At 68.4% G+C, this 20,394-nt stretch carries 23 protein-coding genes, 2 tRNA genes and 1 pseudogene; 11 read left to right on the plus strand and 15 right to left on the minus strand.

All coding sequences use genetic code 11. The features are described 5' to 3' along the window. Nucleotides 1-290, plus strand: a 290-nt coding sequence (locus tag RT309_RS06305; protein ID WP_313356025.1) for a DUF4129 domain-containing protein, incomplete at its 5' end; no start/stop codon positions are given. 6 nt (nucleotides 291-296) lie between these two features. Here RT309_RS06305 and RT309_RS06310 read toward each other — a convergent pair. The 4 genes from RT309_RS06310 to RT309_RS06325 all read right to left on the minus strand — a co-directional run bounded on the left by RT309_RS06310 (nucleotide 297) and on the right by RT309_RS06325 (nucleotide 2,657). Then, a complete protein-coding gene (locus RT309_RS06310) occupies nucleotides 297-1,199 on the minus strand; it encodes a rhodanese-related sulfurtransferase (protein ID WP_313356026.1) in 903 nt (300 codons plus the stop codon). 67 nt (nucleotides 1,200-1,266) lie between these two features. Beyond that, nucleotides 1,267-1,354, minus strand: a tRNA-Ser gene (locus RT309_RS06315). A gap of 60 nt (nucleotides 1,355-1,414) precedes the next feature. After that, on the minus strand, nucleotides 1,415-2,017 hold the full coding sequence (locus RT309_RS06320; protein ID WP_313356027.1) for a GNAT family N-acetyltransferase: 603 nt from the start codon (nucleotides 2,015-2,017) through the stop codon (nucleotides 1,415-1,417). Then, nucleotides 1,992-2,657 (minus strand): phosphatase PAP2 family protein, encoded by a 666-nt coding sequence (locus RT309_RS06325; protein ID WP_313356028.1) that lies wholly within the window; start codon nucleotides 2,655-2,657, stop codon nucleotides 1,992-1,994. Before RT309_RS06325 ends, RT309_RS06320 begins: the two co-directional genes overlap by 26 nt. 38 nt (nucleotides 2,658-2,695) lie before the next feature. On the opposite strand from RT309_RS06325, the gene RT309_RS06330 reads away from it, so the two are divergent. Next, entirely contained in the window at nucleotides 2,696-3,028 is a 333-nt protein-coding gene (locus RT309_RS06330; RefSeq protein WP_313356029.1) for a cupin domain-containing protein, read from the plus strand. Between the two features lie 11 nt (nucleotides 3,029-3,039). Here the strand turns inward: RT309_RS06330 and RT309_RS06335 are convergent, their stop codons facing one another. The 3 genes from RT309_RS06335 to RT309_RS06345 form a co-directional block, all read right to left on the minus strand. Further along, entirely contained in the window at nucleotides 3,040-4,008 is a 969-nt protein-coding gene (locus RT309_RS06335) for a carbohydrate ABC transporter permease (RefSeq protein ID WP_313356030.1), read from the minus strand. Beyond that, nucleotides 4,008-5,348 carry a sugar ABC transporter permease gene (locus tag RT309_RS06340; RefSeq protein WP_313356031.1) on the minus strand — a complete coding sequence of 447 codons (1,341 nt, stop codon included), beginning with the start codon at nucleotides 5,346-5,348 and terminating at the stop codon, nucleotides 4,008-4,010. The genes RT309_RS06335 and RT309_RS06340 overlap by 1 nt, the downstream gene beginning before the upstream one ends. 90 nt (nucleotides 5,349-5,438) lie before the next feature. Further along, on the minus strand, nucleotides 5,439-6,773 hold the full coding sequence (locus RT309_RS06345) for an extracellular solute-binding protein (protein WP_313356032.1): 1,335 nt from the start codon (nucleotides 6,771-6,773) through the stop codon (nucleotides 5,439-5,441). Nucleotides 6,774-7,020: 247 nt separating this feature from the next. Between RT309_RS06345 and RT309_RS06350 the strand changes: the two genes are divergently transcribed. Beyond that, complete coding sequence (locus RT309_RS06350; protein ID WP_313356033.1) at nucleotides 7,021-8,028, plus strand: LacI family DNA-binding transcriptional regulator; 1,008 nt, start codon at nucleotides 7,021-7,023, stop codon at nucleotides 8,026-8,028. A 105-nt stretch (nucleotides 8,029-8,133) separates the two neighbouring features. On the opposite strand, the gene rplL is transcribed toward RT309_RS06350, so the two are convergent. Together rplL and rplJ are read right to left on the minus strand one after the other, a co-directional pair. Next, nucleotides 8,134-8,517 (minus strand): 50S ribosomal protein L7/L12, encoded by a 384-nt coding sequence (rplL, locus tag RT309_RS06355; protein WP_101188549.1) that lies wholly within the window; start codon nucleotides 8,515-8,517, stop codon nucleotides 8,134-8,136. Nucleotides 8,518-8,568: 51 nt separating this feature from the next. Next, nucleotides 8,569-9,057 carry a 50S ribosomal protein L10 gene (gene rplJ / locus RT309_RS06360; protein ID WP_313356034.1) on the minus strand — a complete coding sequence of 163 codons (489 nt, stop codon included), beginning with the start codon at nucleotides 9,055-9,057 and terminating at the stop codon, nucleotides 8,569-8,571. A 321-nt stretch (nucleotides 9,058-9,378) separates the two neighbouring features. Here rplJ and RT309_RS06365 point away from each other — a divergent pair, with 321 nt between their 5' ends. From RT309_RS06365 to RT309_RS06385, 5 genes are all read left to right on the plus strand, one after another. Further along, nucleotides 9,379-9,678 carry a hypothetical protein gene (locus tag RT309_RS06365; RefSeq protein WP_313356035.1) on the plus strand — a complete coding sequence of 100 codons (300 nt, stop codon included), beginning with the start codon at nucleotides 9,379-9,381 and terminating at the stop codon, nucleotides 9,676-9,678. Continuing rightward, nucleotides 9,675-10,808, plus strand: coding sequence for a hypothetical protein (locus RT309_RS06370; protein ID WP_313356036.1), 1,134 nt, complete (start codon nucleotides 9,675-9,677; stop codon nucleotides 10,806-10,808). Before RT309_RS06365 ends, RT309_RS06370 begins: the two co-directional genes overlap by 4 nt. Next, entirely contained in the window at nucleotides 10,805-11,416 is a 612-nt protein-coding gene (locus tag RT309_RS06375) for a hypothetical protein (RefSeq protein ID WP_313356037.1), read from the plus strand. Before RT309_RS06370 ends, RT309_RS06375 begins: the two co-directional genes overlap by 4 nt. Continuing rightward, on the plus strand, nucleotides 11,416-12,084 hold the full coding sequence (locus RT309_RS06380) for a hypothetical protein (RefSeq protein WP_313356038.1): 669 nt from the start codon (nucleotides 11,416-11,418) through the stop codon (nucleotides 12,082-12,084). The genes RT309_RS06375 and RT309_RS06380 overlap by 1 nt, the downstream gene beginning before the upstream one ends. Before the next feature lie 67 nt (nucleotides 12,085-12,151). Next, nucleotides 12,152-12,829, plus strand: a complete 678-nt coding sequence (locus tag RT309_RS06385; protein WP_313356039.1) for a YqaJ viral recombinase family protein — start codon at nucleotides 12,152-12,154, stop codon at nucleotides 12,827-12,829. A gap of 25 nt (nucleotides 12,830-12,854) precedes the next feature. Here RT309_RS06385 and RT309_RS06390 read toward each other — a convergent pair whose 3' ends face one another. Further along, nucleotides 12,855-13,739, minus strand: a complete 885-nt coding sequence (locus tag RT309_RS06390) for a LysR family transcriptional regulator ArgP (protein ID WP_396654422.1) — start codon at nucleotides 13,737-13,739, stop codon at nucleotides 12,855-12,857. A gap of 70 nt (nucleotides 13,740-13,809) precedes the next feature. Here RT309_RS06390 and RT309_RS06395 point away from each other — a divergent pair, with 70 nt between their 5' ends. After that, entirely contained in the window at nucleotides 13,810-14,472 is a 663-nt protein-coding gene (locus RT309_RS06395) for a LysE/ArgO family amino acid transporter (RefSeq protein ID WP_313356041.1), read from the plus strand. Between the two features lie 82 nt (nucleotides 14,473-14,554). Here the strand turns inward: RT309_RS06395 and rplA are convergent, their stop codons facing one another. From rplA to RT309_RS06420, 5 genes are all read right to left on the minus strand, one after another. Next, a complete protein-coding gene (rplA, locus tag RT309_RS06400) occupies nucleotides 14,555-15,244 on the minus strand; it encodes a 50S ribosomal protein L1 (protein WP_313356042.1) in 690 nt (229 codons plus the stop codon). 11 nt (nucleotides 15,245-15,255) lie between these two features. Continuing rightward, complete coding sequence (gene rplK / locus RT309_RS06405; RefSeq protein WP_313356043.1) at nucleotides 15,256-15,687, minus strand: 50S ribosomal protein L11; 432 nt, start codon at nucleotides 15,685-15,687, stop codon at nucleotides 15,256-15,258. A gap of 219 nt (nucleotides 15,688-15,906) precedes the next feature. Further along, nucleotides 15,907-16,902 carry a transcription termination/antitermination protein NusG gene (gene nusG, locus RT309_RS06410; RefSeq protein ID WP_313356044.1) on the minus strand — a complete coding sequence of 332 codons (996 nt, stop codon included), beginning with the start codon at nucleotides 16,900-16,902 and terminating at the stop codon, nucleotides 15,907-15,909. 57 nt (nucleotides 16,903-16,959) lie between these two features. After that, nucleotides 16,960-17,229 (minus strand): preprotein translocase subunit SecE, encoded by a 270-nt coding sequence (gene secE / locus RT309_RS06415; protein WP_099195394.1) that lies wholly within the window; start codon nucleotides 17,227-17,229, stop codon nucleotides 16,960-16,962. Between the two features lie 36 nt (nucleotides 17,230-17,265). Further along, nucleotides 17,266-17,338: transfer RNA gene (locus RT309_RS06420), tRNA-Trp, on the minus strand. Between the two features lie 225 nt (nucleotides 17,339-17,563). Between RT309_RS06420 and RT309_RS06425 the strand changes: the two genes are divergently transcribed. Both RT309_RS06425 and RT309_RS06430 read left to right on the plus strand, forming a co-directional pair. Beyond that, nucleotides 17,564-19,381, plus strand: coding sequence for an HSP90 family protein (locus RT309_RS06425; protein WP_313356045.1), 1,818 nt, complete (start codon nucleotides 17,564-17,566; stop codon nucleotides 19,379-19,381). Continuing rightward, a pseudogene (locus RT309_RS06430) lies at nucleotides 19,381-20,394 on the plus strand (hypothetical protein); the annotation flags it as partial. The gene RT309_RS06425 and the pseudogene RT309_RS06430, both read left to right, overlap by 1 nt.

The raw sequence follows: 20,394 nt of genomic DNA on the forward strand, positions 1-20,394 counted from the left end.
CAGCGTGGCGCGAGGTCGCCGACACCATGGCCGACCTGGGGCTCCCGCTGCACGCTGCCGAGACCGCGCGGACCCGGGCACACTCGCTCTCGACAGGGCGCGGTGTCGACGCGGACGCGCTCGGCGATCTCGTGACGGCCGTCGAGCGCGTCAGCTATGCCGAGAGCGGCCCTGCCGGAGGCGAGCTGGACGCGTCGCTGCGTCGGGTGATCGGCGATCTGCAGGGCGGTGTCGACGGACGCCGGCGCCTGCTCGCATGGCTGCTGCCCGCGTCGCTGCTGCGTCGCTGACCGGGGTCAGGCGCGGGCGGCCGCCGCGTGATCCTCGCACGGCACCGTGTCGCAGTCGGCGCAGACCACGAACTGACGGCGGCACGAGAGGTCAGGGCAGTTCGCGGTGCGGCTGGTCGCCGCGCCGCACCCGACGCAGGTGCCGATGACGGCGGCGTGGTCGCTGAAGTCGACGGATCCGCGCTTGTCGAACACGTAGAGCGATCCCTCCCACAGACCGTCATCACCGTACTTCTCGCCATAGCGGACGATGCCCCCGTCGAGCTGGTAGACCTCGCCGAAACCGCGCGAGACCATCAGGCTCGACAGCACCTCGCAGCGGATGCCGCCGGTGCAGTAGGTGACGACGGGCCTGCCCTTCAGGTCGTCGTACGCTCCCTCGTCGAGCAGCCGGACGAAGTCGCGCGTGGTGTCGGTGTCGGGCACGACCGCGTTCCGGAATCGGCCGATCTCGGCCTCGAGCGCGTTGCGTCCGTCGAAGAACACGACCTCGTCGCCGCGCTCGGCGATCAGGCTGTGCAGCTGCTCGGGGTCGAGTCTGGCCCCGCCGCCCACCACGCCGTGCACATCGACCCGCAGCTCGCCCGGCGCACCGAACGAGACGATCTCGTCGCGCACCTTGACGCTGAGCTTGGGGAAGTCGGTGCTGTGGCCGTCGGCGTCGATCGCCGTGCCCTCGCTCCATTTGATGTCGGCATCGGCGAACGCCGGATGCTGGCGGAAGCGCCGCACCCACTTCTTCACCGCCGGGAGGTCGCCGCCGAGGGTGCCGTTGATACCGTGCTCGGAGATGATGATGCGGCCCCGAAGCGCGAGCGACTCGCACAGGTCGCGCTGCCAGAGACGGATCGCCTGCGGGTCCGCGAGCGGCGCGAACGCGTAGAACAGCACGATCTTGGGGGTGGGCACCAGGAGATTCTACGTGGGCGCACTGAACGCCGAAGGCCCCCACATCGTAAGGGCCTTCGGCGGATTCTGGCGGTGACGGAGGGATTCGAACCCTCGGTTGCTTGCACAACACACGCTTTCCAAGCGTGCTCCTTCGGCCGCTCGGACACGTCACCAGGAAACAACCTGTCCATCCTATCCGATCGTGCGCGTCGCTTCGGACCAGAGCTGACTGCTCACTCGAAGCGCACACCGTACATCGTGGTGTCGGGATCCGACTCCAGCCGATGCATGCCGAGACGCTCATAGAAGGCGCCCGCCCCGGTGTTCGCGGGGTTCATTCCGAGGTGCAGTCCGCGCACTCCCCGGCTCTGCAGCTCGGCGAAGAGCGTCTCGATCAGCCGACGGCCGAGCCCCTGTCCCTGCGTCTCGGGCAGCAGGTCGATGTGCAGGTGCGCGGGATACTCCACGGCGTGCGTCTCGCGGCCGGGTGCGCGGCGGCTGGCGTAGCGGATGATGCCGTCCTGGCGAGTGGGCTCGTCGGCGCCGGAGAGCGAGTACGCCCTCTGCTTCGAGGGCCACCACTCCTCGCGGAACCACCGTTCGAAGGCATCCGTGTCGTCGGTGGCGACGACGTACCCGATGGTCCGGCCGTCGTCCGACTCGACCACCCACGACAGATCCGGATGCCGCACGACGTACGGCACGGCGAAGACGTCGCCCCACAGGCGATCGTCGGTGAAGATGCCGGTCGCATCGCCTCCGGCATCCGCCGTCTTCACGCAGATGTCGTAGAGCGCGTCCCGATCGGCATCACGGTACGGGCGGATCGTCGTCACGGGAACTCCTCGATGCGGGTGCTGTGGTCGGCGCCCAGCCTAGCGACGCCCAGCTCAGCACGAACGCGCCGACGAGCAGCGCGGCCGACGCGCCGACGAGCGCACCGCCGACGGTGTCGGTGATCCAGTGCACGGCGAGCAGTGTGCGCGACAGCGCCATCACCACGACCCAGACGGTGCCGATGATCGCCATCCAGACCCGCGGGAAGACCAGCCAGAGGACCACGGCGATGGTGGCGGCGTTCGAGGTGTGCCCCGACGGGAACGAACCGAAGTCCGAGGTCACCAGCATGTCGTCGGGACGCGCTCGGGCGAAGATCTCCTTGAGCAGCTGGGTGAGTCCGGCACTGACCACGAACGCGATCGCCGCGAAGACGGCTCCGCGCCATCGTCGCAGCAGCACGAGCAGCAGCACGATCAGCAGCGGCACGAGGATGATGGCGACCCACCCGCCGCCGATCCAGTTCAGCAGATATGCGGCCGAGAGCATCCAGTCCTGTCTCACCTGCGACATGAGGTCGTTCCAGAACACGTCGAGTCCGATCGTGGCGCCTCGAGGCAGCAGCACGACGAGCACTCCGAGAAGTGCAGCGAGGGTGAGCGTCGCGCTTCCGGCGATCAGCAGCGTGCGTCTTCTCATCGTCCCATTCTGCCCCGCGACCGCGCTAACCTTCGGCTATGAGCGCCGATACTTTCCAGCTTCTCGGCGGTTCGGCCGCCGATCTCGTCGAGGCCCATCCCGTCGATCCGGGCCGCGTCCGCCCGCACCGGGTCATCGACGGCGACGGGTTCAAGATCCGGATGCTGACGATGGACGCCGGCACGACCATGCGCGAGCACCGCGCGCCGGTGCCGATCCTCGTGCAGGTGGTCGCAGGCGGCATCCGGTTCCGCGTGGCCGGAGCAGAGCACGTGCTCTCCCCCGGCGGGACGATCACCGTCTCCGCCGGGGTGCTGCACGAGCTCGAGGCCGATCAGCCGTCGCACGTCCTCCTCGTGCTGCTGGGCTGACCGCCCGGCGGTCAGCCCTTCGTCGCTCCCGCGAGGAGTCCGCGGACGAAGAACCGCTGCAGGGCGAAGAACACGATCAGCGGCACGATGATCGAGATGAAGGTTCCCGCCGACTGCAGGAACCAGCGGTTGCCCCACGTGCCCGACAGCGAGTTCAGCGCCTGGGTGATCGGCAGCGCGCCGGGCGAGGCGAAGATCGTCGCGACCAGCAGGTCGTTCCACACCCAGAGGAACTGGAAGATGCCGAACGAGGCGATGGCCGGCATCGCCAGCGGCAGGATGATGCGGAAGAACACCTGTCCGTGGCCGGCCCCGTCGACGCGCGCGGCCTCGACGATGTCGCCGGGGATCTCGGCGATGAAGTTGTGCAGCATGAACGTCGCGAGCGGCAGGGCGAAGATCGCGTGGGCGATCCAGACGCGGGCGAAGCTGAACTCGACGTCGTTGAGCGTGAGTCCCGGGAAGACCATCACGTCGTTGATCGTGAGGCCCTCCGAGAACAGGCTCAGAAGCGGCACCAGTGCCATCTGCAGCGGCACGATCTGCAGGGCGAACACGAACACGAACAGCAGGTTGCGGCCCTTGAAGTCGATCCACGCGAAGGCGTAGGCGGCGAGCGCCGCGATCACGATCGGGAACACGGTCGCCGGGACCGTGATCGCCAGCGAGTTGATGAACGCCGTGGCGAGCGTGGTCGAGGTGCCGCCCGCGTTGAGCGCCTCGGCGTAGTTGTCGAGGGTGAACTCGGGGTTCGTGAAGGCGGTCCACCACCCGGTCGACTGCGTGTCGGCGCCGGGGCGGAACGATGTGACGAAGAGGCCGAACGTCGGGATGGTCCAGAACACCGCGATGATCACCGCGGCGATGGTGGCGCCCTTCGACGTGAGCTTCTTGTGTGCGATCGCCTCGTTGCGGCGGGTGTCGCGGGCGATCTGGCGCTTGGTGCGGCCGTCGCGGACGACGGCTTCTGTGGCGGTCATCAGCGGATCTCCCTCTGCTTGGCCAGCGAACGGGCGTTGTAGATGATCAGGGGCAGCACGAAGATGAACAGCACCACGGCGAGGGCCGACGAGTGCCCGTAGCTCTGGAAGCGCTGCTGCTGGTTGACCATCTCGAAACCGAGGACGGTGGTGTCGTCGCGTCCGCCGGTCATCACCGCGACGATGTCGTATACCTTCAGCGACATGATCGTGATCGTCGTGAGCACGACGATCAGCGACGAGCGGATGCCGGGCACGGTGACGTTCCAGAACCGCTGCCACGCGTTCGTGCCGTCGAGCTCGGCGGCCTCCAGCTGTTCGGCCGGGACGGCCTTGATCGCGGCGGAGAGGATCACCATCGCGAAGCCCGTCTGCGTCCAGATGAAGACGATCAGGAGCATGAAGGTGTTGATCAGCGGCTTGACCGCCAGCCAGCTCACCGGGTCGCCGCCGAACAGCGTGACGATGGCGTTCAGCAGACCGATCTGGTCGCCCTGACGGTAGTCGTACATGAACTTCCAGATGATGCCCGCACCGACGAACGAGATCGCGACGGGCATGAAGACGAGCACCTTCAGCACCTTCTCGCCGCGTGCGCGGTCGATGAAGACGGCGTAGGCGAGACCGAAGGCGACCGAGATCGTCGGGGCGAGCAGCGCCCAGATCAGGGTGTTGACCACCGACCACGTTCCGACCGGGTTCGTGAACACCCAGATGTAGTTCTCGAGTCCGACGAACTGGTCGCCCGTCTTGTCGAAGAACGACTTGACGAACGTGGAGACCGCCGGGTAGATGAGCCCGAGCAGCAGCATGATCGCCGCGGGGGCCATGAAGAGGACCAGCTGGAACAGATAGCCGGCTCCCTGACGTGAGCGGTAGTCGGCGAAGAAGAGCAGCGCGCCCGACAGCAGGGCGATCGCGACGACGTACAGCACTGCGTTCGAGAACGGCCGCAGCAGCATCAGGGCGAGCACCGGGATGACCAGGCACGCGACCAGCCGCATGACGAAGTAGCCGCGGCCCGGGCGCGGTGCGAACTCGATCAGCACGAGCACGATCGCGACGACGAGCCCGAAGGCCAGCAGGACGGCGGGGATCTGGACGAGCGGATGCAGCCCGCCCAGCCACAGGAAGAAGTTGTTGAGAGAAGCGGGCCCGAGAGCGATGCGGGCGGGGTCTTCGACCGGTGCCGAGATGATGAGCAGGAACAGCATCGCGGCGATGAGGACGAACCCGGCGATGACCACGATCTGCGTGATCCGGCGCCCCTTGGCATCCACACCGTGCGTCGTCTTCGGCAGTTCCGCCGTGTCTTTTTCCTCGGCTGTCAGCAGTGACATGGGGTCCCCTTCTGAGTAAGGATGCGGGGTCGGGCATCGCTGCCCGACCCCGCCTTCACCAGCGGATTGCGCTCAGACTAGCGCGCCCGACTAGTTCTCGTAACCTGCCTGGATGTCGCTCAGCACCTGGTCGGTCGACTTGCCGTCGACCCAGTCGACGATGCCCTTCCAGAACGAGCCCGAACCCACCGTGGACGGCATGAGGTCGGACGCGTCGAAGCGGAAGACGGTCGCGTCATCCTGCAGGATGCCCATGGCCTCCTGCAGGAACTCACTGCTGGCCAGGCTGGCGTCGGCCTTCTTGTTCGCCGAGATCACGCCGCCGAGCTTCACGCGTGCGTCGGCGAACTCCGGCGACGCCATGAACTCCTGCACCTGGACGGTGGCGGCGTCGTCGTTGAACGCGGCGACGAACTCGCCGCCGCCCTCGACCTGCAGCTCACCCTCGGTGATGCCGGGCGTGATGAACGCGTAGACGTCGCCCTCCGGGCCGACCTCGGGCGTCTTGCCCTCCGCGTTCTTCACATCGAGGAAGTTGGCCGAGAGGAACGACGCCTGGTGGGTCAGCGCGCAGCTGCCGTCGGCGACCTTGGCCGCGACGTCCGCGAAGGCGGTCGAGTTGATGCTCTTCACGTCGCCGAAGCCGGCGTTCACGTAGTCGGGGTTCAGGATGATCGACCCCACCGCGTCGAACGCGTCCTTGATCTCGGGGTCGGTGAACTTGACGTCTCCCGCCACCCAGTCGTCGTACACGTCAGGGCCGGACTGGCGGAGCACGAGGTCCTCGATCCAGTCGGTGCCCGGCCAGCCGGAGGCGTCACCCGAAGCGAAACCGGCGCACCAGGGGGCCTGACCCGACTTCTCCCTGATCGTGTCGGTGAGGGCGATCATGTCGTCCCACGTCTTGGGAACCTCGACGCCCCACTCCGTGAACTTCGCCGGCGAGTACCAGACGTAGCCCTTCAGGTTCGCGAGCATGGGAGCTGCGTAGAAGGTGTCGTCGAACGTGCCGTACGCCTTCCAGTCCTTCGACCAGTTCTCGTCGACCGCCTTCGACACGGCATCCGGAGCCTCGACGACCTTGCCGGTCTCGACCAGCGTCTTGAGCAGACCTGGCTGCGGCACGATCGCGATGTCGGGGGCATCGCCACCGGTCACCTTGGTGACGATGTTGCCCTCGAAGCCCTTGTCGCCGGTGTACTCGACCTTGATGCCGGTGTCCTTCTCGAATGCGGCGAAGGTCTCGTTGAGATCGTCGGCCTCGGTGCCGGTGATGCCACCGGAGATGCGCACCGTCGCGCCCTTCACGTCGCCGTCGCCACCTCCCTCACCAGGGGACGCCTCCGCGCATCCGGTCAGGGCGATCGCCGTCGCTCCGACCAGGGCGAGGGGAGCAAGCAGGCGGTATCGCTGTGACAGAGCCATGTGATTTCTCCTCTTCCAGGGTGTGCCGGGCCTCTTCGAGCGGAGGGTCTCCGCAGCGTTGAGGAACCGATTCCAGGACAACCTACTTGCCCCGAGCGCCCCGAGGCAATGCCACGCGCAGACAACCGCACAACCGTTGTGCATACGTGATCACTGCTTTGGGAGCGCTCCCACAGCGTAGCGTATGGAACCGGTTCCCTCTACGCCGGATGCCGGATAGCCTGACGGAGCCGACTCGAGGAGACCCATGAGCACGATCGCCGACGTCGCCGCGAGAGCCGGCGTGTCCAAGGCCACGGCGAGCCGCGCGCTGAGCGGGGGCGGCTACGTCTCGTCCGAGGCCCGGCAGCGAGTGCGCGACGCCGCTCGCGAGCTGCACTACGTCGCGCATTCCTCCGCCACGACGCTCGCCACCGGACGCTCGCTGTCGGTCGGCGTGATCATGCCCGCGCTGGACAGGTGGTTCTTCGCGGAGCTGCTCGCCGGCATCCAGAAGGGACTGCTGGATGCCGGACAGGACCTGATCCTCTACGGGATGCGGGAGGGATCGGACGAGCGCGACCGGCTCTTCTCGGACGTGCTCCCCCGGCGCCGGCTCGACGGGATCATCGCCGTCGGCATCCAGCCCAGCACGCATGAGCTGTCGCGTCTGGTGCGGGTCGGGTCACCGCTGGTGAGCGTCGGCGCCTATCGCGAGGAGAACAGTTCCATCTCGATCGACGACGCGGCGGCGGCGCGCATCGCGACCGAGCACCTGATCGACCTCGGACACCACGACATCGCGTTCCTCGGCGGCCGTGACGATGCCGCCACCCACGCCTACGGCGACGAGCAGCGACTGCGTGGCTACCGGTCGGCGATGACGGCCGCATCCCTGCAGACGGCCATCCTACACGCCCCCGGCGACTCCACCACGCCCGGCGGCTACGAGGCCGGCGTGCGCATGCTCGGCGACCGGCAGAACCGGCCGACGGCATTCGTCGCGGTGTGCGACGAGGCGGCGATCGGCGGCATCATCGCCGCCAGACGCCTCGGTCTGTCGGTGCCGGCCGAGCTGAGCGTGGTCGGGATCGACGACCACGCGCACGCGGAGATGTTCGCGCTGACGACGGTGCGTCAGAAGCCGCGGATGCAGGGGCTCGCCGCGGTCGAGCTGCTGCTGCGCAGGATGGATGCCCCGGACGCCCCCGCCGAGCAGCTCGCGGTGCCGTCCGAACTGGTCGTCCGCTCGTCGACAGCGGCGCCTCGCCCGTAGCCGACGCGCCGACTCCGCGTCCCGCATACGCCTAGAAGGAAGGCCCGGATACGCCAGAAGGCCCCCGGCGTGAACCGGAGGCCTTCTGTACGCGGTGAAGCGTGATTACTTGAGGGTGACCGTGGCGCCGGCGGCCTCGAGGGCCTCCTTCGCCTTCTCGGCGGTCTCCTTGTTGGCGCCCTCGAGGACGGCCTTCGGAGCACCGTCGACGACGGCCTTGGCCTCGCCGAGGCCCAGCGAGGTGAGCTCGCGGACGGTCTTGATGACCTGGATCTTCTTGTCGCCGGCGGCCTCGAGGACGACGTCGAACGAGTCCTTCTCCTCCTCGGCCTCAGCAGCGCCAGCGCCACCGGCAGCGCCGGCAACGGCGACCGGGGCGGCCGCGGTGACGTCGAACTTCTCCTCGAACGCCTTCACGAAATCGCTGAGCTCGACGAGGGTGAGGCCTGCGAACTGCTCCAGCAGCTCCTCAGTGGAAAGCTTCGCCATGATGTTTCTCCTAGATAAAGGTGTGGTTTTGGTGAAGAGATCGCCGGACGCTCACGCGGCCTCTGCGGTCTCCAGCTTTTCGCGAAGCGCGTCGATGGTGGCGGCAGCCTTGCCCATCGTCGCCTTCATCATGCCCGCTGCCTTCGCCAGCAGAACCTCACGGCTCTCGAGCGAGGCGTACTTGTCGACCTCGTCGGCGTCGAGGGTCTTGCCCTCGAAGACGCCGCCCTTGATCACGAGAAGCGGGTTGGCCTTGGCGAAGTCACGAAGAGCCTTGGCAGTGGCGACGAAGTCACCGTGCACGAACGCGACGGCCGACGGGCCCTTGAAGCCGTCGTCCAGCGTCGTGATCCCCGCGTTGTTCGCGGCGATCTTGGTCAGCGTGTTCTTCACCACGGCGTATTCCGCGTCCTGACGGATGTTGGTGCGCAGCTCCTTGAGCTGGGCAACCGTCAGACCGCGGTACTCGGTCAGCAGGACGGCGTTCGAGTTCTCGAAAGACTTCGTGAGCTCGGCAACCGTTGCATCCTTCTGCGCCATGGTCACTCCTTACGTGTACGGACGCCACGCGGATGCGGGGCGTCGACCTCGACCACCCCACGACATGAGAAAAAGCTCCGGCGCAAGCGCACGGAGCTTCAAGAAGAATTTCGCACACCTGCGCGGGCCCCTGCTGAGCAGTGCTTCGATCGTCACGTTCGCACACGACGATGACCGGCGGTCTTCGGTTACGACAAGCCTACGGCATCCGCCCGCAGCGGCAAAATCCCGCTGTCCTCCCGCACGTGGGGACTCCTCCCCATCGTCGCGTTCGGCGCCTTCGCGTAACGTCGAGACATCGAACAACACCCGGGGGATCACATGCCTGACGTCAGTGTCGACTACTCGGCTCTCGAGAGCACCCGCAGAACACTCGGAGACATCGGCGACGTGCTCTCGTCCTCGACGGATGCCGTGAGCGATGTCCCCTCGTCGGCGGTCGCGCAGGATGTGCTGCGCGACCGACTGCAGAGCATGGGCGGCTTCTGGGGCAACAGCCTCCGCAGACTCTCCAGCTTCGCGTCCGACGCCGGCAAGGGCCTGGAGGGCATCGTGACCGCGTTCCAGGACTTCGACGCCGAGTTGGCCGCCGGCATGGAGCCGGAAGGCGGGCAGTCGTGAGCTTCCCCGCTTTGGGTTTCGACCCCGCTCCCGGTGACGTCAGCGTCATCGAGCAGCTGGTGGACACTCTCACCACCACCGTCGACGACGTCGACGAATCTGCCCGGATCCTGCACAGTGACGAGGACGGCAGCTGGGTCGGCGAATCGGGCGACGCTTTCCGCGCGACGCTCAGCGAGGACTTCCGGCCGCAGCTCCTGACCTCCGCAGGCGCTCTGCGCCAGTCACGCGACGCCCTCGCGGGCTGGGCGATGGCCCTGGGCGGGCATCAGACGACAGCGAAGCGGCTCGAGGAGCAGGCGGCTCAGGCCGAGGCGAACGTCGCCACCCGCGCACAGCAGAGCTCGCAGGCTGCCGATGCGGCGGAGGCTCCGGACGCAGCGCCAGAGGCCGCCGCCGACTCGGACGCCGCCGCGACAGCGCTTGCGGGCGCACGCGACGAGCTCGCGGCCATCCGCCAGCAGGCCCGTGCCCTGCTCGAGCAGGTCAATGCGGATGCCAGTGCCACCGCGTCGCAGCTCGCGTCCGCGCAGGACGATCTGAACGCCTACCAGGAGAGCGACTGGGACGCGTTCTGGGGCGGTGTCGGCGATGCCGGCGCCTGGTTCATGGACAACGTCGTCCCCATCGTCGAGGACATCCTGCGCGCTGCGCTTCCGGTCATCGCGATCCTGGCGCTGTTCCCGCCGCTGACCGGCCTCGGTCTGGCTGCCACCATCATCGCCGGCGTTCTGGTGGGGATCGACGCTCTGCAGTGGGCGACCGGTCGCGGCTCGTTCGAGGACTTCGCGATGGGCGCGCTGGGTATGGCCCTCGGCGGCGCGCTCGGCGGCCTGGCGAAGTCGGTCCTCGGACCCGGCGGATCCGTTGTCGTCCCCTCCATCCAGCGCATGACCCCGGCCCTGGCCGGGGGTGGAACCGCCGCCGGCTCGCTGGCGGTCGTGCTGCAGCTCAACTTCCGCAACATGGTGTCGAACTCCTATTGGATGACGAACACGCTCAAGGGAGCGCACGACAACGGCACCAGCTTCGTCGACAGCCTCTCCGGCCCGTGGCAGAACCTCTTCGAACGCGTGCACAACACCGTCGACGGCAATGGTCCCCGCACCGACGAGGAGCTGAGCGCGTGACCTCCACGACACAGCACCAGGTGCGCCAGCGCCTTCCCCAGGGGTGGATCGAGTTCATCGCGCACGGCGAGCGAACGCCCTCGGAGTGGCTCGAATGGTATCTGGCGAGCAGTGAGGGCTGGATGTCCGACGAGGGCCGCGCGTCTGTCACGGCGGGCTTCCACGCGGGAGTGCAGGCGTTCGCAGACGCATCGTTCGCCTTCGCCGGTGTCTCCATCATCCTCGGCGAGCACCCGTCGATCTCCTTCATGGGGACCCAGGTGCTGGTGCACCCCGAACAGGACGCAGCCAAGGGCCTGCACAGCCTCCTCCCGCTCGTCAGATTCGGCGAGGACAGCGTGGCCGAGACCTTCCGATCCCCGGATGAGCGAGTCGGCACGATCGTCCGCGGTACACGGGAGATCGACGGGCGAGCGTGGCTTGTCGCCATAGGAGAGATGGCTCTGCCCGACGATGCCGGGACGGTCGTCGTGACGGGGATCGGATCCGACCCCGAACAGGAGCAGGTGCTGCTGCTGTCGGTCGCCTTCGCTCTGGTCACCACCCAGCTGCTCGCGGACGGCGAGTCGCCTCAAGAGGTCCCGATGTTCCCCACGGCGGCCGTCTGATGGCATTCCGGCTGATCAGCCCCGCATCTCGCCCATGGTTGGAGCAGGCGGAATCTCCGACCGCTCGAGCCGTTGACGCCGACCGGGCGGTCGCGGCGCTTCGAGGCGACTACGAACGCTGGAGCCGCCTCGCCGTGGGCATCCTGGCCTTCGTCGTCACCACGGCGGCGCTCGTCGTCGGCTCAGCGGCCTGGTCGTTCCTTCTCGGGCCCTCGCCGCGCGAAGCCGCAACCGTCGCGATCGCGATCATCGCACCGGCCGTGGCCGCCGGCGGCGTGTTCGTGCTCTGGAGGCTGCACCGCTCCGGCCGACAGCTGGCCCGCGCCGCAGCCTGGTGGATGCGGATGCCGTATCGCGCGGGCGCCCGTTCCCGCTCCGCGCGCGGTTACGTGCTGGCCCGCACCATATACCTCGAGCCCGCGCTGCTCGTGCGCTCACTGACGATGAGCTGCACGCTGCTGCTGCTCATCTTCGGAGTGTCCGGATTCGTCCGCGGCGTCGTCACGACCGATCAGCAGCTGTCGGTGACGATCGCCCTCGCGGCCGTCACCGTGGTCAGCGCGGCCTGCCTGATCGGGCAACTCGGCGGACTCGCGCGCATCGGCGCCGGCGCGTCCGAGGCGGACCCGCTGTGGGTGCGCGCGCGGGACGCGTTCCGACGCCGCTGACCCGGGGCGCGCGACACCACGGCGTGTGGAGGCCGGGCGACGGACCCTCCGCGGGTACCCTCGTAGGGTGACTCCCGAACTCCAAGCGCGCATCCTCGCGGACTCCCGCGACCGGGTCGCCTGGCTCCGGGCGCGAGCGCGCGGGATCACCGCCACCGACGTGGCCGGGCTCTCGAGCGAGGCCTCGATCACACGCGCGGCGGATGCGAAGCTCGGTGCCGGCCCCCGGTTCGGTGGCAACGCTTACACCGATCACGGGCGACGCCGCGAACCGGAGATCGCGGCATGGGTGGCGGCCACCCACGGCATCCTGCCTTCGTCGGCCCTCTTCCACGCCGAGGTCGAGAAGCGCCATCTGGCGACCCCGGACGGCATCTGCGTGGATGGCGACGGACGCGTCCTGCTCGCCGAGATCAAGACCACGAACAAGTCGTGGCGCACCATCCCCCGCACCTACCTTCGTCAGGTCTGGTGGCAGCAGCACGTGCTCGGCGCTGAGCGAACACTGTTCGTGTGGGAGGAGCACGACGACTTCAACCCGATCCACGATGAGCCGCGCTCGGTGTGGATCGATCGCGATGAGAAGGAGATCGGTCAGCTCGTCGCTCTCGCGACCCGCCTGATCGATGAGCTCTACCGTCGCACCACGGGTCACGCGCCCCCGGCGCGCGCGCCCCTCGCGCCGAGCCGTCGCTCCGCGCTTCGCGAACGTGACATGTTCCGCGCATTGGCCCTGTCGGACTGAGCGGAGGGCTGCGCCCGATGCCCGGTCACAGCGGGGCCAGCACCCGGGCGGCCTCTGCCGCCACCTCTTCGGCGATCGCGTCGAGCAGCGGCGAACGCAGGTTCCACTGCTGCCAGTACAGCGGCACGCGCACGTGCGGCTCACCCAGCGCGGCGAGATCATCAGAGATGTGCGGGGCGGGGATCAGCCCCCATCCGAGTCCGAGCCGGACGGCTTCGGAGAAGTCGTGCGACGCGGGCACGTAGTGCCTCGGCACCTGCCACGGATCCACGCCTCTCGCCCGCAGCCAGCCCTGCTGCAGTGCGTCACGGCGGTCGAAGTCGACGAAGGGCGCACGGGCGAGCGCGTCGGCGGTGACGCCGTCGGCGAACCAGCGGGAGATGTAGTCGGGCGTCGCCATCGCGCGGTACTCGAGCACGCCGAGGGGCGTGACCGCACTGCCGCCGACCGGTTGGGCCTCGCTGGTGACGGCCGCCATCACCTCACCTGACTCCAGCATGCGAGCGGTGTAGTCCTGATCATCGCGGTGCAGGTCGACGTCGATCGGATGCTGCCGTGCCACCCGCGCGAGCGGGGCGAGGAACCAGGTGGCCATCGAGTCGGCGTTCACCGCCAGCGGGATGCGCACTCGCGGGGAGTCGAGCGCGGCGTCACCGAGGCCGAAGGCCGTGATCGTGTCGTGCTCGAGCAGCGCGACCTGCCTGGCCAGCCGCACGAGCGCCTCGCCGGCCTCGGTCGCCCGGACCGGGCGCGAGCGCACCACGACCGCACGACCGATCTGCTGTTCGATCGCCTTGATGCGCTGGCTGACGGCGGACTGCGTCACGTGCAGCCGGCGGGCGGCGGCGTCGAAGCTCCCCTCGTCGACGACCATCGCGACGGTGGCGGCCAGCTGGGCGTCGATCTTCACATAAGCCATGCTAATGCTGATGCAGTTCTCTTCGCTGGCGCTGATGCGAGCGCACTTCTAACGTGGGTTCGTGCTCACCTTCCTCGCCGGCCTCGGCGTCATGTACTCGCTGATCATCGCCGTCGGAGCGCAGAACGTCTTCGTCCTGCGCCAGGGGCTGCGACGCGAGCACGTCCTTCCCGTGGTGCTGATCTGCGCGGCCTCCGACGCGGCGCTCGTGCTGGTCGGCACCGCCGGGCTCGGCCTCCTGATCGCCGAGCTGCCCTGGCTCGTCGTCGCTGCGCGCTGGCTCGGAGGCCTGTCGCTCGTCGCGTACGGGCTCCTCGCCGCGCGGCGCGCGTGGCGAGCGGAGGGCGAGACCCTCGTGGCGGATGCGGCACCGACATCCGGATCGGAATCCGCGGGGCGCGGCGGCACCGCGACCGCGACCCGTGCCCGCCTCGCGCCGGTGCTCGTCGCCACGCTCGCCTTCACCTTCCTCAACCCCAACGTCTACCTCGATACGGTGCTGCTGATCGGCTCGATCGCGGCGACGCACGGTGACGCACGATGGACCTTCGCGGCGGGGGCGATCCTCGGCAGCATCACCTGGTTCTTCGCCCTCGGGTTCGGAGCCAGGCACCTCGGCCGGTGGCTGCGCACGCCGCGCGCCTGGCGGATCCTCGACACGGGCATCGCCGCGCTGCTCGTGCTCATGGGCGTGCTGCTGGTGCTGCCCGTCTTCACCGGCTGACCTCCCGACCACGCAGAAGACCCCCGCCGGCGAACCGGCGGGGGTCTTGCATCGACGGGCTCAGCGGCCCGGTCGATCAGCGTCAGATGGAGTTGACGTCCAGCGGGATGCCGGGGCCGAACGTGGTCGACACGGCGCCCTTCTGGATGTAACGGCCCTTCGCGCTCGACGGCTTGAGGCGCACGATCTCCTCGAGCGCTGCGCCGATGTTCTCGTTCAGCTGCTCAGCGGTGAACGAGGCCTTGCCGACGATGAAGTGCACGTTGGCGTGCTTGTCGACGCGGAACTCGATCTTTCCGCCCTTGATCTCCTCGACGGCCTTGGCCGGGTTCGGAGTCACGGTGCCCGTCTTCGGGTTCGGCATCAGGCCGCGGGGGCCGAGCACCTTGCCGAGACGACCGACCTGGCCCATGAGCTCAGGGGTCGAGACGGCTGCGTCGAAGTCGGTCCAGCCGCCGGCGACCTTCTCGATGAGCTCGGTGCTGCCGACCTCGTCTGCGCCTGCGGCGATGGCTGCCTCAGCAGCCGGGCCGTTGGCGAACACGATGACGCGGGCGGTCTTGCCGGTGCCGTGCGGGAGCATGACGGTGCCGCGCACCATCTGGTCGGCCTTGCGGGGGTCGACCGAGAGCTTCAGCGCGACCTCGACGGTCGAGTCGAACTTCGCCGAGCCGGTCTCCTTCGCGAGGGCGACAGCCTCGGACGGGGTGTAGAAGCGGTCGTCTCCGATCTTCGCGAGAGCCGCCTGGTATGCCTTGGACTTGGTAGCCATTGTTATCTCCCTCAGCCCTCGACCGTGATGCCCATCGAGCGCGCAGTGCCCTCGATGATCTTCGATGCGGCGTCGATGTCGTTCGCGTTCAGGTCAGCCTGCTTCTGCTCGGCGATCTGACGGACCTGGTCCTTGCTGATCTTGCCGACCTTGACGGTGTGCGGGGTGGCCGAAGCCTTCGCGACGCCTGCGGCCTTCTTGATCAGCTCGGCTGCCGGCGGGGTCTTCAGGACGAACGTGAAGCTGCGGTCCTCGTAGACGGTGATCTCCACCGGGATGACGTTGCCGCGCTGCGACTCGGTCGCGGCGTTGTACGCCTTGCAGAACTCCATGATGTTCACGCCGTGCTGACCGAGCGCGGGGCCGATCGGCGGCGCCGGGTTGGCTGCACCGGCGTTGATCTGAAGCTTGATCAGGCCGGTCACCTTCTTCTTGGGTGCCATGATTTTCCTTTCATCGAGCTGCGCTGGTGGCCCGCGGGCAAGCTCAGGGGCCCAGCGCTCTCTCCCGCTTCCCCGGCATCTCCGGGGCGCGGTGCCCTTCGACCGGCTCAGGGAGCCGTATCGAAGAAGTACACAAACCACGACAGTCTACCGCATGCGAAGTGCCCCGCCGGACCAGCCGGCGGGGCACTTCGACAGGCTCAGTGACCCATCGGGGTGTCAGATCATCTTGGTGACCTGCTCGAACGACAGCTCCACCGGGGTCTCGCGCTCGAACAGCGAGACGAGAACCGTGAGCTTGCCGCTGGCGGCGTTGATCTCGCTGATCGTTCCGGGCAGACCCGCGAACGAGCCCTCCTTGATCGTGATGGTCTCGCCGACCTCGAAGTCGACCTCTGCCGCCATCGGACGGGCGACGGCGACGCCACCCTTGGCAGCGATGGACTTCGCGGTGGGGACGTCCTTGACCTCGACCAGCGACTTCAGCATGTTGAACGCCTCTTCGAAGCGCAGCGGGGTCGGGTTGTGGGCATTGCCCACGAAGCCGGTCACGCCGGGCGTGTGGCGCACGACCGACCAGGTGTCCTCGTTGAGTTCCATGCGCACCAGCACGTAGCCGGGGATGCGCACGCGGTTGACCATCTTGCGCTGGCCGTTCTTGATCTCGACGACGTCCTCCATCGGGACCTCGATCTGATAGATGTCGTCCTCGACCTCGAGCGTCGACTTGCGCTGCTCGATGTTGGCCTTCACCTTGCGCTCGAAGCCGGCGTACGAGTGGATGACGTACCACTTGCCGGGCAGCATGCGCAGGTCCATGCGGAACGCCTCGTACGGGTCTTCCTCGACGGCGTCGTCATCGACCTCGGGGCCGTCGTACGGGGTGACCTCGTCGGCCGCAGCCGCCTCGGCCTCGGCGGACTCCTCCGCCACTGCGTCGTTGAGGACCTCGGCGGCTGCTTCAGACTCAGCCGCTTCGTCCAGGTTCAGAGCGTCGTTCACGATCGCGTCCGCCTCCGGGTCTTCGATTTCGATGTCGTCGGTGTCGTCGTACTCCACGTCGGTCTCACCCTCGATGTGCAGAGCGGTGTGCTCGGCGGCTGAGGACGACTGCTCCTGCTCGGCGAGCACGTTGCCCTCCTGGGCCTCGTCCTCTTCGCTGGACTGCTCGGCGGCGGTCGCCCAGTCGGCGTCGTCGGAATACTTGTCAGACACTTTGCTTCTTTCCAATCGCTGCAACGGTCCGGCGCGCGGACCGTCGACGTGGGTTCATCAGCTCAGCGGAACTCCGAAGACGTAGTGCGCTCCGGTTCCGAAGATCCAGTCGAGTCCGTAGACCAGACCCATGACGATCAGCACGAAGACGAACACCACGGTGGTGAACTTGGCGAGTTCCTTGCGGGTCGGCGTGACGACCTTGCGAAGTTCGCTGATGACCTGGCGGAAGAACAGGGCGATGCGTCCGAAGAAGCCGAGCTTGCTGTCGCGCAGGGCGTAGGTGCCCGAGGCGGCGATGTCGCCGCGAACGTCGTCCTGGTCCATGCACGTACCTTTCGTGAGTCAGCATGCGCTGACGCGCAGGGCGGACAGGAATCGAACCTGCAACCTGCGGTTTTGGAGACCGCTGCTCTGCCAATTGAGCTACCGCCCTAGAGACCGGTCGGCCTCTGGGTCCGCCTCCCCGCCGCGGCCCTGAGGCACGGTGAAGGATGCAGACAACTGCCCCTCAAGTGTACGGCATCCGCAACCGTGGGCAGAACCGGCGGTGACGCCCGCGTGAGTCGCGCGCGTCGGGCAGACTGGATGAGCCGGTCGCGACCGGCCGAGAACCGGTGACGAGAGGGGCGCAGTGGGCGCGGATGTGCAGCAGTTCCAAGTGGATCTCCGGGGAGTCGTCGATCTGCTGAGCCGGCACATCTACTCCGGCCCTCGCGTGTACCTGCGCGAACTGCTGCAGAACGCCCGAGATGCCGTCGCCGCCCGCGCCGAGGTCGATGGCGGCGGCACCGGCATCCGGATCACCCCGCTCACCGACGACGGGGGCGAGTTCGTGCTGCGCGACGACGGCGTCGGCCTGACGGCGTCCGAGGTCGCCGACCTGCTCGCCACCGTGGGTCGCAGCTCGAAGCGCGACATCTTCGACATGCCGCGCAGCGACTACCTCGGGCAGTTCGGCATCGGACTGCTGAGCTGCTTCATGGTCTCGGATCGCATCGTCATCCGCTCGCGCAGCGCGCGCGGCGGTGCGGCAGTCGAGTGGACCGGCAGCTCCGACGGAACGTTCCAGGTCGTCGAGCTCGACGATGAGGTGCCGGTCGGCACCAGCGTGCACCTCACCCCGCGTTCCGAGCACATGGACCTGCTGCGCCCCGCGGCGGTCAGGCAGCTCGCGCAGGACTTCGGCGAGTTCCTGCCCGTGCGGGTCACGATCGGGATGCCCGGCGGCGACGTCGATGTCACCCGCCCGGCTCCGTTCCTCGGCGAGGGCGACGCGGATGCCGCCCTCGCGTACGGCCGCGACCTCATCGGCGCGACGCCGATGGACGTCATCGAGATCTCGGAGCCGGCCACCGGAACCCGCGGCCTCGCATACGTGCTGCCGTTCGCGCCGCCGCCCAATCTGCGCCAGGCGACGCGCACCTACCTCGGCCGGATGCTGCTGGCCGAGCGCTCGGCGGAAGTGCTGCCCGACTGGGCGTTCTTCGTGCGCGCCGTCGTCGACTCGACGGGCCTCTCCCCCACCGCGAGCCGCGAGTCCCTGGTCGAGGACGCCGCTCTCGAGCACGTGCGCGAGCAGCTGGGCGCGGGCATCCGCCGCTGGGTGCTCGAGCTCGGACTCACCGCACCGCACCTGCTCACCCAGTTCGTCGCGGTGCACGAGCTGGGCCTGAAGTCGCTCGTGCGCCACGACGACGAGCTCGCCCGCTTCATCACCCGCTGGCTGACGGTCGAGACCAACCACGGCAGTGCGCGGATCGGTGATCTGGTCGAGCAGCACCGCCACGTCCGCTACGCGCGCACCGTCGACGAGTTCCGTCAGGTGGCCGGCATCATCCCGGCATCCGAGGTCCTCGTCAACGGCGGCTACCTGTACGACGCCGACCTCATCGCCGGCCTGCCGGGGCTGTTCCCCGACGTCACCGTCGAGCAGCTCGACGTCACCGGCGAGCTCGACCGGCTCGACCCGCCTCCCCTCGACGACCGGGAGGCGGCGATCGCGCTGGAGGCGCGCGCGGGCGCCGTGCTCGCCGACTCCGGATGCGCGGTGATCGTGCGGGCGATCGACCGCGCCGGTCTCAGCGGACTGTACGTCGCCGATCCTCGCGTGCTGCGCGCGATCGACCGCGGCCGCACCAAGGGCATCGCCGGTGGGCTGTGGGGCGGCGTGCTGTCGCGGATCGACGACGCGGTCGGCGGCACGTCCGACGACGACCTGCGCGCGCGGCTGTGCCTGAACTGGTCGAACAGCGTGGTGCGCACCCTCTCCGCAGTCGAGGACGACGCCGTGTTCTCGCGCACGGTGCAGCTGCTGTACATCCAGGCGCTGCTCGCCGGCCACCACCCGCTGACCGATGCCGACCGGTCGATGCTGACCACGGCCCTGACCGACCTCGTCGCGCTGTCGGCGGGGGTGCGCGACGACTTCCCGTTCGACGGGCTCGATCTGCCGCGCAGTCTCACCGAGGAGCCCTGATGACCGACTCGACGACACGATTCCGGCAGCTGCTCGACGAGATCGACAGCACTCCGTGGGGTCCGCACGAGCAGGCCCTCACCGCCGAGGCCGTCGCCCTCGCCCAGGAGCTCGGCGACGAGCAGCTCGAGTACCAGGCGCGCATGCGCCAGACGGCGTCGGCGAACATGGGCGGGCTCACCGACGTGATGCTGAACTCGTTCGCGTGGTGCCTCGCCCACCACGACGCCGACCCGCAGCGCTTCCCGCTCGACATCGAGAACGGGGCCGCCGACCTCATGTGGCAGTTCAAGTGGATGGCCGCGACGCTGCGCGCGTCACCGGCGTTCTCGAGCGAGCAGATCGCGGCCGTGCTCGATGACATGGAGGCGCACTACCGGCGCGCCGGGATCGGCATGAGCGGGGTTCTCACGGCCCGCTTCGAAGACGCCTGGGCGTCGGGCCGTATCGACGACGCCGAACGGCTGCGCGGTCTGCTCGAGACGACGCCCCGCGACGACTACAGCCATTGCGATGCCTGCGGACGCAGCCAGAACGCCGGGTTCTTCGCCGTCACCGATCGGGACGAGCAGGCGATCCACCTGGTCGAGGAGATGCTCGAGGGCGGCTTCTCGTGCGGCGAGGAGCCCGAGCACGCCCTGTCGCGCGTGCTGCTGCCGTATCTGCGCACCGATCGTCTCGACGACGCGCGGTCGGCGCATCTGCGCAGCTACCGGCTCGCGAAGGACAACCCCGACAATCTCGGCATCGTCGCGGACAACATCGTGTTCGCTGCGGTCACGGGCAACGAGGCTCGGGCGCTCACGCTGGTCGAACGTCATCTGCCATGGCTGGCGCACGACCAGCTCAACGTCGACGGGCATTTCGCGATGCTGTCGGCCGTCTCCTTCGCCCTCGACCGCGTGGCCGCGGTCGGGCACGGCGACGCGATCGTGCGCGGCGCGGACGCCCCCGGCCTCGGTGCGTTCTTCGGGGAGCACGACGCCGACTGGACGGCATCCGCTCTGGCCGCC

It is taken from the genome of Microbacterium sp. (assembly GCF_032084865.1).
Classification (GTDB): Bacteria; Actinomycetota; Actinomycetes; order Actinomycetales; family Microbacteriaceae; genus Microbacterium.

Bases quoted from the DNA above. Each gene is read 5' to 3' on its own strand.
- RT309_RS06350 (WP_313356033.1), top strand. From the start codon at position 7,021: ATGAGCACGATCGCCGACGTCGCCGCGAGAGCCGGCGTGTCCAAGGCC.
- RT309_RS06365 (WP_313356035.1), top strand. From the start codon at position 9,379: ATGCCTGACGTCAGTGTCGACTACTCGGCTCTCGAGAGCACCCGCAGA.
- RT309_RS06340 (WP_313356031.1), bottom strand. From the start codon at position 5,348: ATGTCACTGCTGACAGCCGAGGAAAAAGACACGGCGGAACTGCCGAAG.
- RT309_RS06325 (WP_313356028.1), bottom strand. From the start codon at position 2,657: ATGAGAAGACGCACGCTGCTGATCGCCGGAAGCGCGACGCTCACCCTC.
- rplJ (WP_313356034.1), bottom strand. From the start codon at position 9,057: ATGGCGCAGAAGGATGCAACGGTTGCCGAGCTCACGAAGTCTTTCGAG.
- RT309_RS06335 (WP_313356030.1), bottom strand. From the start codon at position 4,008: ATGACCGCCACAGAAGCCGTCGTCCGCGACGGCCGCACCAAGCGCCAG.
- rplL (WP_101188549.1), bottom strand. From the start codon at position 8,517: ATGGCGAAGCTTTCCACTGAGGAGCTGCTGGAGCAGTTCGCAGGCCTC.
- RT309_RS06380 (WP_313356038.1), top strand. From the start codon at position 11,416: ATGGCATTCCGGCTGATCAGCCCCGCATCTCGCCCATGGTTGGAGCAG.
- secE (WP_099195394.1), bottom strand. From the start codon at position 17,229: ATGGACCAGGACGACGTTCGCGGCGACATCGCCGCCTCGGGCACCTAC.
- rplA (WP_313356042.1), bottom strand. From the start codon at position 15,244: ATGGCTACCAAGTCCAAGGCATACCAGGCGGCTCTCGCGAAGATCGGA.
- RT309_RS06330 (WP_313356029.1), top strand. From the start codon at position 2,696: ATGAGCGCCGATACTTTCCAGCTTCTCGGCGGTTCGGCCGCCGATCTC.
- rplK (WP_313356043.1), bottom strand. From the start codon at position 15,687: ATGGCACCCAAGAAGAAGGTGACCGGCCTGATCAAGCTTCAGATCAAC.
- RT309_RS06345 (WP_313356032.1), bottom strand. From the start codon at position 6,773: ATGGCTCTGTCACAGCGATACCGCCTGCTTGCTCCCCTCGCCCTGGTC.